12 protein-coding genes are annotated in these 10,281 nt (G+C 65.3%); 8 read left to right on the forward strand and 4 right to left on the reverse strand.

All coding sequences use genetic code 11. From position 1 onward, the window contains the following. A partial coding sequence (locus tag ACLFMY_RS06755; RefSeq protein ID WP_410763845.1) for an exodeoxyribonuclease V subunit gamma occupies window positions 1-478 on the reverse strand: 478 nt, incomplete at its 3' end. Window positions 479-713: 235 nt separating this feature from the next. Here ACLFMY_RS06755 and ACLFMY_RS06760 point away from each other — a divergent pair. From ACLFMY_RS06760 to ACLFMY_RS06795, 8 genes are all read left to right on the forward strand, one after another. Continuing rightward, the gene (locus tag ACLFMY_RS06760; RefSeq protein WP_410763846.1) at window positions 714-2,111 is read left to right on the forward strand and encodes a sigma-54 interaction domain-containing protein; all 1,398 of its coding nucleotides are present in this window, start codon (window positions 714-716) and stop codon (window positions 2,109-2,111) included. 406 nt (window positions 2,112-2,517) lie between these two features. Continuing rightward, window positions 2,518-3,090 carry a hypothetical protein gene (locus ACLFMY_RS06765; protein WP_410763847.1) on the forward strand — a complete coding sequence of 191 codons (573 nt, stop codon included), beginning with the start codon at window positions 2,518-2,520 and terminating at the stop codon, window positions 3,088-3,090. Then, window positions 3,087-3,749, forward strand: a complete 663-nt coding sequence (locus ACLFMY_RS06770; RefSeq protein WP_410763848.1) for a hypothetical protein — start codon at window positions 3,087-3,089, stop codon at window positions 3,747-3,749. The genes ACLFMY_RS06765 and ACLFMY_RS06770 overlap by 4 nt, the downstream gene beginning before the upstream one ends. A gap of 48 nt (window positions 3,750-3,797) precedes the next feature. Further along, the gene (locus ACLFMY_RS06775; RefSeq protein WP_410763849.1) at window positions 3,798-4,607 is read left to right on the forward strand and encodes a hypothetical protein; all 810 of its coding nucleotides are present in this window, start codon (window positions 3,798-3,800) and stop codon (window positions 4,605-4,607) included. Window positions 4,608-4,726: 119 nt separating this feature from the next. Continuing rightward, the gene (locus tag ACLFMY_RS06780; protein ID WP_410763850.1) at window positions 4,727-5,473 is read left to right on the forward strand and encodes a C39 family peptidase; all 747 of its coding nucleotides are present in this window, start codon (window positions 4,727-4,729) and stop codon (window positions 5,471-5,473) included. Between the two features lie 27 nt (window positions 5,474-5,500). Beyond that, window positions 5,501-6,310, forward strand: a complete 810-nt coding sequence (locus ACLFMY_RS06785) for a hypothetical protein (RefSeq protein WP_410763851.1) — start codon at window positions 5,501-5,503, stop codon at window positions 6,308-6,310. Window positions 6,311-6,464: 154 nt separating this feature from the next. Then, window positions 6,465-7,778, forward strand: coding sequence for a transporter (locus ACLFMY_RS06790; RefSeq protein WP_410763852.1), 1,314 nt, complete (start codon window positions 6,465-6,467; stop codon window positions 7,776-7,778). 88 nt (window positions 7,779-7,866) lie between these two features. Further along, complete coding sequence (locus tag ACLFMY_RS06795) at window positions 7,867-8,751, forward strand: LysR family transcriptional regulator (protein WP_410763853.1); 885 nt, start codon at window positions 7,867-7,869, stop codon at window positions 8,749-8,751. A 28-nt stretch (window positions 8,752-8,779) separates the two neighbouring features. Here ACLFMY_RS06795 and ACLFMY_RS06800 read toward each other — a convergent pair whose 3' ends face one another. Genes ACLFMY_RS06800 through ACLFMY_RS06810 form a run of 3 tightly spaced genes read right to left on the reverse strand, consistent with a single transcriptional unit; the run spans window position 8,780 to window position 10,040 of the window. Next, a complete protein-coding gene (locus ACLFMY_RS06800) occupies window positions 8,780-9,208 on the reverse strand; it encodes a SufE family protein (protein WP_410763854.1) in 429 nt (142 codons plus the stop codon). A gap of 20 nt (window positions 9,209-9,228) precedes the next feature. After that, the gene (locus ACLFMY_RS06805) at window positions 9,229-9,672 is read right to left on the reverse strand and encodes a HesB/IscA family protein (RefSeq protein WP_410763855.1); all 444 of its coding nucleotides are present in this window, start codon (window positions 9,670-9,672) and stop codon (window positions 9,229-9,231) included. Window positions 9,673-9,698: 26 nt separating this feature from the next. Beyond that, entirely contained in the window at window positions 9,699-10,040 is a 342-nt protein-coding gene (locus ACLFMY_RS06810) for a Rieske (2Fe-2S) protein (RefSeq protein ID WP_410763856.1), read from the reverse strand. Window positions 10,041-10,281: the final 241 nt, after the last annotated feature.

Below are 10,281 nucleotides of genomic sequence, written 5' to 3' on the forward strand. Positions count from 1 at the left end.
GATAGACCTGGTACTGGTCGAACTGGTCGGCGAGCCGGGCGGCAAGCTGGTAGGCGCGATGCTCGTCGCCCTCGATGTAGTGGGTCAGCGGGGCGAAGACCGACCGGCTGCGGGCCTGATCGCGGAGGACGCGCAGCAGGCGCCAGGTCAGCCTGGGCTTGTCGAGCGGGGCTTCGGCGGGGATCGATTCGGTACCCATCACGGCCCGGTAGCAGCGCCACTGCAGCCGGGCCGGCAGCAGCAGGTCGAGTGCCGTGGCCACCCCGAGACCGCCCTCGCTCCGGTCCCTTCCCAGCGCGAGACGCAGCCACTGCGCCATGCCGTTGCTCTGGACCAGGATGGTCTCGTCTTCCAGCGGCGCCAGCGGGTAACGGTCCAGCCACTCGACCAGCAGGTCGCGCAGGCCCTCGAGGCGGTTGCCCTGCAGGACGATGAATCCGGGCTGGATGGATGAATAACTGGGTGAGCTTGGGTTCAAGACGTCCTGTCCGTCGTGTCGAGTGGGCGTGGGCCGGTGATCGGTTGCAGTGTATGGGATCGGAGTGTGCCGGGGAAACGCGACATTCGATGTCGCCTTGCGTGACGAAACGGGTCACGATCTGGTCAGAACGTGTTCATTTGTCCGATACCGGCCTATATTTTAATCAGTTACCGACGTCTCCATCCGTCGGACCGTTGCACGCCCTTTCCAACGACTCGCAGGGAGTGATGTCATGGAAAATCAGGTCAGGAGAACGCAAGTGATCTCGGGGCTCGACCGCGAACGGCGGCTGCCCATGCTCTCCCTGCACGGTCGGGAGGCGGTGGACGAGGTGCGGCGCATTGTCGAGCCGTTTTACTGGAAGGTCATCGGCGTGGAGGACCAGGAGCAGCTCGCCCGCCGTTTGCGCCGCGATCCGGTGAAGGTGGTTCTGGTGGACCTGCGAGACGCATTGAGCTTCTTCACGGGCTGGCTACCGGCGTTCTCCCGCGAGCACCCCAGCGTGCAGTTCGTGGCGATCGTGGAAAAGCGGGTAGCGGAGAATTCCCAGCACGCCGCGTTCCTGCACGCCTACTTCTTCGATCTCTGCTTCGCCCCCATCGAACCCACGCGACTGACCTTTTCGATCGGGCACGCCTGGACCATGGCCCGGGTGGCGGAAACACATCTGTCGGGCGAGACCTCTCCGCCGAAGGAGGGCGCCGATGGCGACCGACTGATCGGTCGCAGCGAGGTAATGCAGAAGGTGCGGCGCAAGATCCGGCGGTTCGCGGACAACGACCTGCCGGTGCTGATCACCGGTCCCACGGGCACGGGCAAGGAACTGGCCGCCCGGTCGATCCACGAGCGGTCCTCGAGACAGGAAGGGGGCTTCGTGGCCGTGAACTGCGGGGCACTGAACCCCAGCCTCGTCCAGTCGGAGTTGTTCGGCCACGAGAAGGGCGCGTTCACGGGTGCCGGCAAGCGGCATGTCGGCTGGGTGGAGCTGGCCGATGGCGGCACCCTGTTCCTCGACGAGATCGGTGACCTGCCGCCCGAGACGCAGGTCAGCCTTCTGCGTTTCCTGCAACAAGGGGAGATCCAGCGCGTCGGCGGCGAGGCCACCATAGCGGTCGACGCCCGCATCATCGCCGCCACGCACGTGGAACTGGCGAAGGCCGTGGCCGATGGTCGTTTCCGCGAGGATCTGTTCTTCCGCCTGGACGTGCTCCCGCTGGAGATGCCGTCCCTGGTCGAGCGCGGGGCCGACGTGATCGAGCTTGCCCAGTACTACCTCGAACGGTTCAGCCGGGAATTGGGGGTGAAGACCAAGCGTCTGAGCCCGGCCACCGAGGGGGCCATCCTCAACTACGGCTGGCCCGGCAATATCCGCGAGCTGATGAACCGCCTGCGGCGCGGCATCGTGCTCTCCGACGGCCCGACGGTCAGCCTGCCGGAACTGGAATCCTCGGTCGAAAATGACGCCGGCATGCGCAGTCTGGCGGAGATTCGTGACGAGGCGGAGCGCAATGCCATTGCACAGGCCGTCAGCCGCAGCGGGCACAACATCACCGAGGCGGCACGCATGCTGGACGTCTCCCGCTGCACCCTCCACCGCCTGATCCGCAAGCACCGTCTGCCCTTCGCCTGAACGCGGCTCGCTCATCCGGGGCCTGGCCGGCTCAGCCCCGCGACAGGTGTTCTCACTCCAGCAACCCGTAACCCCTCACCCGGCGCAATGCGGTCAGGGCCTGCACCAGGCTCCCGATTATCGCCCTTCGATGTCGCGACCCAGAGCCTAGCGCCGCGCTCGGAGAACGCGGTTGTCGGAGGGGGTGTTTCAAGTCCGATACACCTTGAGGCCCCGAAACAGCGGGTTAGGGCGCAACCCCCATTCCTTCCCGTATCAATCCTGATACACCCCCGAATATCTCGGCCATCCGGCGATTCCAACCTGTTGTTTTCACGTCCCTCTGCAAGTTGGCCCCGTTCCTGCAACCAGGGAGGGCAACAAGCGGAACCGATCCGCCAACCAACCTCACGAGGGATCGCAGGCCATGAAGAACAGGATACGCATTGCGAGCGATGTTCAGGCCGTCCTTGCCGACCGGATGGGCTTCGATCGGGCAGTCTTGCTGCGCCCGGTTTCCCGAAAGGCCCTGCTGGTCGTTCTCCTGGGCGGTGCGATGGTTGGCTCGGCCTGGTCTACCCAGGCATTGGCTGCGGGCAGCCGCTATGCCGTGGAGGCAGAGCCCGGCGAGATCGTCGTGCTTCGGTCGGTGCCGACACGCTCGGCCACGCGGCAGGCGCCGCCGGCCCGTGCCGTTCTGGTCGACCCCAAGCCTAACGGCGAACTGCTGCAGGGACTCTCGCCCCTGTCCGATGAGGATTACGGAACGGTCGCTTCCGGCAACGGCTCTGCCGGGACCGGCATGCTCGGGACCGGCGGTGTCGTTTCCGATGGTATTCGTCAGGCCCTGGGTGGCTCGACGGGCAGCCAGCGCGACGGGAAGCCCGCACCGGCCTCCAGCGTGGGTGGCGCGGTGACATCCGCCACCGGCGGTATCGCCGGTCAGGTGAACGGCGCGCTGTCGGCCACCGGTCTGATGGGTCAGGGAGGTCAGCGATGAACGCCCGGACCAACATCGTCCCGTGGCTTCGAATCGGCCTGATCGGGGTCGGTGCGGTAGCCCTGGTGATTTCGGCGCGGACCGCCGAAGCCGACGCGGTCGCGCCCCAGGAGGATGCCTACGACTGGATGCTCGGCGTTCTCAACGAGAGCCACATCAATGGTCGGGTCGGCGCCGGGGCGTCCGGGAACATCGCCGTCAACCTCGCCGCCGGGTCGGGAAACCTGCAGGTCAACCAGCGGGCGATCAACACCGATTCGTCCGTCAATCAACTGAACATGGACACGCCGAGCCAGGCGGGCGTGGTTCAGCACGCCGTGACCCGGATCTCGGGTGGTGCATTCCGGGGTGCCTCGGGCGCACTCGGGATCAACCAGGTCGCCGGTGACGGCAACGTCCAGTTCAACTCGATGAACCTTGGCGGTGTCGCCAGCGGGTCATCGGAGATTCGCACCCGTCTGCCGGCTGGACCGGCGGGCGAGTCGGATCCGTCTGACCGGAAGGACGGGCAGGCGGAGGAGCTCCCTCTGGATCGCTATCGGACAGTGATCTCGAACACTGCCTTTACGGGGTTCGGAGGGTTACTCCAGGTAAATCAGGTGTCCGGGAATCGAAACGTAACCGGCAACTCGTTCACGTTTTCGAACAACGGGCCCTGATTTTTTCATGATCGAAGTAACCCCAACAAGAAGGTAGAGGTAGTAGCCATGAAAACGCAACTCAAAATGACAGTACTCGCAGCCGCCGTCACCGGCCTGATGTCCGGGGCCGCCTTCGCGAGCGGAGGCGGATGCGGCGGCCATCACGGTGGCGACTGCGATGACAACGGCCACAACCACGAAGAGGAGGTCACCACCGAGGCCATTGCCAACGTGGACAACAAGCAAGCGCTCTTGTTCAACGGTGTCGACAACGACAGGGTGAAGAACACCGCCGGGATCAGTGGTTCCACGGGCGCCAATGCGCAAGGCAACATCGGCATGAACGTCGCCTCCGGTGACCTGAACGTGCAGGACAACGCGGCGGCCCTGGCCGCGGCCGATGCCAACGTGGTGTTCGGCAGCGCGTCGTCCAACGTGCAGGTGACCCAGATGTCGTTCCTGAACGGGTTCTCGAATCACGACGTTCAGAACAACGCCGGCATCGGCGGCAGTGCGTTTTCTGGCGCCTCGGGCAACATCGGCGTGAACGCGGCTGCCGGCACCGGCAACTCGCAGAAGAACAGCCTGGCGGCCGCGACCGGCAATGCCCAGAAAACCAATGCCTCGGCTGACAGCACCCAGCTGGCTGCGGGCAACCAGATCCGCAACGAGGGAGCCCTTAAGCAGGTCACCAGCAGTTGCGGTGGTGAGTGCTACCAGAAGACGAAAGTTGCCTACAACACCAACGACTCGTCGATCGGCGGCAGCGCCTTCCAGGGTGCGTCGGGCAACATCGGTGTGAACGTCGCCTCCGGCAGCAGCAACATGCAGTCCAACAGCCTCTCCCTGGCCACTTCCTGCAAGACCTGCGAGTAAGGCAAGACATCACGTGACCACGACGGGGTGCCTCTGGCACCCCGTCTTTCCAGACGAACGCCAATCGTCCGGAAAGACACCCTGAATCGAGATCGGGCCGACGGCCCCGGGAGTACGCGATGAACGCTGGCAATCCTGACACCACCCACCATGTGACCGGCCGTCGGGTGCCGGTGCTGCTGGTTGCGGCGGCATGGCTCGTGGCCGCGTCGGTCGCTTCCCCGGCGTTCGGCTCGACCGTCAAGTTCGGCGCCGTCCTCCCGCACGGCCAGATGATGGACGTACCGATCGTCAGCATGCAGGAGCGGCGCTACCTGAACCTGGTTCGCCAAGAATACGATTTTTCCTGCGGGGCGGCATCACTGGCCACCTTGCTCCGCTATGCCTACGGCCTGCGCCTGGACGAGGAAACCGTCCTCGCCGGGATGATGGGTGTGGCGGATCAGCAGGAGGTGCGCGCCCGCGGCTTCTCGCTGCTCGAGATGAAGCGCTATCTCGAACGGCTCGGCTACCGGGGCCGGGGCTACCGGATCGACCTCGAGCGCCTCGAGACGGTCAACGTGCCGACGATCGCCCTGATGAACGTCGACGGCTATCACCATTTCGTGGTGGTCAAGCATGCCCGGGACGGCTACGTCCATGTCGCCGACCCGGCGCTGGGCAACCGGCGATACAGCTTCGATGAGTTCATCGCGAGTTGGCCGTCGCGGACGGTGTTCGCGGTGATCGGCCCGGGCTTCGACCGGCACACGGCGCTGCTGGAGTCCACGGACATCCCCAGCAGCGGAGACTTGCATCGTCGATCGGGCGAAGTGCCCACCGCCGATCTGCTGGAATTCGGTTTCAAGCATGCCGACTTTTTCTGAGCCGGCAGCTTCAGGAGGACGACAGTCATGAACACATGCAAGCGTGATTATCCGGCCTCGACGCGGCCCGAGGCGTCGATCAGGAAAACGGCGTTGGCCGTGGCGCTGGCGGCGGGCGTGGTCGGCGGGATGATCGCGGCATCGCCCTCTGCCTGGGCCGGCAACCCGGCAATCGTGTCGCTGACCGATCCGGAGCTGGACACCATGCGCGGGCGATACATCGCCGCAGACAACCGGGTGCTTTATTTCGGTGTCGAGATGATTACCCAGTGGCATACCCCCGACGGCGACATGCAGGCCGGGCTCACGATCGGCATCGACCGGGGTCGTGGGGCCCCCACGGTCAGTTTCCAGCCGACCGTGTCGATCGAGGGATCCCCGACGGCCAGCGATTCGGCCGGCCGCGAAATTGCCGGCGGCGGTGGCGATACACGCGGAGTGCGCCAGCAGATCCAGGTGGCGGGCAACGACAATAGCGCACACAACGGCTTCGAGGTCGTGGTAACGCCCTATGCCGGGGGTGAAGGGTCCGCTTCCGCTGGACAGTCCGGGAACACGGTTCAGGTACTTCGGCAGGATGGCGCAGTGGTCGCCTCGGGCCTGACCGGGAACGGCGGGTCGCCCGGCGTGACCATGCAGCTAGGCCAATCCACCGCGCAACAGTTCATCCAGCGCCGCGGTGGCGCCAACCAGATGATCCGACTGTCCGGCGACGGGCAAACGATCCAGAACCAGCTGAGACTCCAGGTGGGCATGGGCCGAGCACAGGCGATGAGCCGACAGGATCTCCATCAGCAGGTTGGCCGCTCGCTGGCGAACTTGAGGAGGACCAATTGATGGCCCGGTCGTTGTCGGCCGCTGCGGAGGAACACCGGACACGAATGGCCTGCGGATTCGAGGCCAGGAGGTCACGGTGTTGATGGATTTCCCCGAGACGAGGAGCGTTTTCATGGTAGTGGAAAAGAGATGTTGCCCGACCGGGGCCGGTACGGTGTCGACGCTGGCACTGTGCGTGGCGGTCGGGCTTTCGACGGTTTCACCCGTCTCCTTGGCCAGCGAGGCGGAGGATGTACAGGCGCTGCGGACCGAAATGGAGGAACTCAAGCAGCGCTACGTGGAGGAGGTCCGGCGGCTGCGCGAGGTCGATGCCCGCTTGATGGCCGTCCAGGCGCGGATCGAAGAGGCGGAGCAGGCCCCCGATTCCGACGAGACCGTCGCCGAGGACGAACAGCCCGCGCCGGCAGAGCCTGCCGAGGCCCAGACCCCCCGGACATCGGAAGGCGAGGACCAGTCACAGGTGGCCCGGACGGAAGCCGACAAGGAGCAGGCTACCAGGCGCAGCGCGGACGATCTGCTGGACAAGGAACACGTGGCCTTCGACCGACCCTTCGTGCTCGAGGCGGGGGTGGAGTACCGGCGCTACGACCGAAGCGAGCTGACGCTCGATGGTTTCCTTGCGCTGGATTCTATCTTCCTGGGCAATATCGCGGTGAACAATGTCGCCAGCGATACCCTGGAATACACGCTCGCCGCCCGTTACAGCATCACGCCCCGCTGGAAGGTCGGTGTTTCCGTTCCCTTCCTGCAGCGGCACACGACCTACCAGAAGGGGGGTGCCGGCGGGGCGGCCGATGCCCGGGCCGAGGTCAGCGACAGCTCGGACCTGGCCATCGGTGATACCACCATGGATCTCAGCTATCGCCTGTTGCCGGAAACCCGGCGCTGGCCGGATATCGTCCTGACCGGCAGCGTGAGCGCCCCGACCGGGCGCGAGCCCTACGGCATCGATGTGGATGTAATCCAAGAATCGGACGACCCGGACAGTCCCGAACCCGTCTTCGCAATACCCACGGAACAGGCGACCGGCAATGGCGTGTGGGGCTACGGTCTGTCGGTTTCGGCCGTCAAGAGCCTCGACCCGGCGCTGCTGTTTGCCGATCTTGGCTACACCTATTACGGCTCGGACAGTTTCGACGACGTGGACTCGGACCCCGACACCGTCACCCCCGGCGACGTGGACCTGGGCGATTCCTGGCAGTACGGCCTCGGGCTCGCCTTTGCGCTGAACGACCGGACCAGCCTGTCGATGGCCTTCACCCAGGAGTTCACCCAGAAGGCGAAGATTCGCGAGGAGGGGGAAAACTGGGAATCCATCATCGGTAGCGACTCGAGTTCGGCCATGTTCGACCTCGGCCTGACCTATGCACTGACACCCAAAAGCACGATCGTGACCACGCTGGGCATCGGCCTGACCCAGGACGCGCCGGACTTCTCGCTGGGTGTCCGGGTTCCCTATCAGCTCTGAAACATCCGTTCCTCTCCTTGGTGCCTGCGCCGCCCAACGGGCGGCGGTTTTTTGGGTATAGTCGACGTTTCTTCAGTGGAATCCGACCATGGAAGATTTCCGTACGTGGTACTGGCTCGAGACCGTGATCGAACTGGGCGGCCTCAAGCCGGCCTCCGAGCGACTGCATCGCACGCCATCGACCATCAGTCACGCGATCAAGCAGCTTGAGCGCCGCATCGGGGTGACGCTGGTCGAGACGCGGGCCCGGCGCATCCAGTTGACGGAGGCCGGCAGCATCCTGCTCGAGCACATGCGCCCGTTGATCCGCGAGCTCGAGGGCGTCGACGGCGTGATCGAGCAACTGCGGGACGGCGGGGCGGCGGTGATCCGCCTGGCAGTGGACCAGGTCTACCCGCACGATCGGCTCATGCTTGCCCTCGAGCGGTTCTCACGCCAGCACCTGCACACGCGGATCGAATTGCACGAGACCGTGCTGGGCGGCGGGCCGGCACTGTTTCAGGAAGGCGAGGTGGGGATCTACCTCGGGCTCGAGCAGGTGGCGGATCACGTCGGCCGGCAGTTCGGCCGGATCCGCTTCGTTGCCTGTGCCGGCCAAACGCATCCGCTGGTCGACCGGGCCGCGTCACTCGCGGAAGGGGAGGTCCTGCCGGAGGCGCAACTGCGCCAGTTCCGACAGGTGGTGCTGCGTGACTCCCACCCGGAGCGCAGCAGCAATGCCGGCTGGCTGGGGGCCGCGCAGCGGATCACCGTCGACCATCTCCACACGGCCGAGGAACTGATCCGTTCGGGCCTCGGCTTCGGCTGGCTGCCCGAGTACCACGTGCGCGCCGAGAACGGGCTGTTTCCCATCCCGGTCGAGCCCAGCCTGTGCCCCGAAACCATGATGATGCTCTATCACCAGCGTGAGTTTCAGGCCGACCCGGCCCACCGGTGCATGATCCAGGCTCTGATCGACACGGCGGCCACGTGACCCGGAAAGGCGGTCTGTCCGTCCGGATTCAGCCTGCCTTTTCGGCCGCCAGGCCTCGGATCTTCTCGACCATGTTCACCAGGCCGGTGGCCCGGTTGGCGGAGAGGTGGGCGCCGAGCCCGAGCTCGTCGATGAACGTGTCGTCGGTGGCGAGGATCTCGTCCGCGGTTCGGTTGGAGTAGATGCGGAAGAGCAGGGCGATCAGCCCCTTGACGATCATCGCGTCACTGGTGCCGTACAACTGCAAACGGTCGCCGTCCCACTCGTAGTCGAACCACACCTGCGACTGGCAGCCGTGGAACTTGTGTTCCTCGTCCTGTTTCTCCGGCGGGAAGGCGGGCATGTGCCGTCCCATGTCCATGATGTACTGGTAGCGCTCGGTCCAGTCGCCGAGGAAGGCGAACTCGTCCTTCAGTGCCTGGATTTCGGCGTCGATCGTGGGCGCCTTGTCGGCCATGCAAACCTCCGGGATATGGGTCAGTCGGCGTCGCGTACGGTGAAGCTCTCGCCGCAGCCGCAGCTGTCCTCGACGTTGGGGTTGTCCACGTGCAGCATGCGGGTCAGGCCCTCCACCTTGTAATCCAGGGTCGAGCCATGGATGGCGTGAAAGCTGGCCTCGTCGGTGATGATCGCCTGCCCGTCGCAGTCGAACCACAGGTCGTCGTCTTGGATCTCGCGGGCCGCGTCCATGACGTAGGCAAACCCCGAGCAGCCGGACTTCTTGATGCCCAGGCGCAGCCCGAGGGCCGTCTCGTCACCGGCAAAGGTGCGGTCCAGGTGCTCACGGGCCGCATCGGTCATGGACAGCTGCTGGTCGGCGGGCAGGGCAGCCGCGCGGGCCTTCGCCGCCTCGATGCGTTCCGGGTCGACCGGCGTGGCGGTGTCGTTCACGGGTTGGGCGCTGTGTACGTCGGCGGTCATGGGATGGTCCTCCCGCATTGCGTGCCTCAGCCGGCCTCGCGCGGCTGGCTGGAGACGTAGATGGTGTCGTTCTCGACCCGTACATCGTAACAGTCGATCGGCTCGTAGGCCGGCGCCGATAGTGCCTCGCCGTCGCGCAGGCAGAACTCGGCGTTGTGCCACGGGCAGGTGATGATGTCCCCGTCGATGGGGCCGTCGGAGAGCGGCAGCGCCTGGTGGCTGCACTCGTCGATCACGGCGAGGATCACCCCGTCGGCGTTCACCACCAGGATGTCGTCGTCCGGCCCCTCGACCACGCGGTGCTCGCCGGGGGCGAGTTCGCGCGTCTCGCAGACGCGGATCCAGTTGTCGTCCAGGGAATCGCTCATCGGTTAATGATCCGTTTCATCATATTTTGCATCGAAGGGGGTGATGGGCGCCTTGAGAACCGTAGCGAGCCGCCCGAGTACAAGGAGCCGCACAGCGAACGACGAGACATATCAATCCGATAGACGAGGAGTGAGCGAGCACGCGACGCCGTAATCGGGTGGCGCAGTAGGTTCTCAAGGCGCCCATCAGAACATGCCTGTCGCCAGGCGGGCTTCCTCGGACATCATCTCCTTGCTCCAC

Source organism: Guyparkeria sp., assembly GCF_046545975.1.
Classification (GTDB): Bacteria; Pseudomonadota; Gammaproteobacteria; order Halothiobacillales; family Halothiobacillaceae; genus Guyparkeria.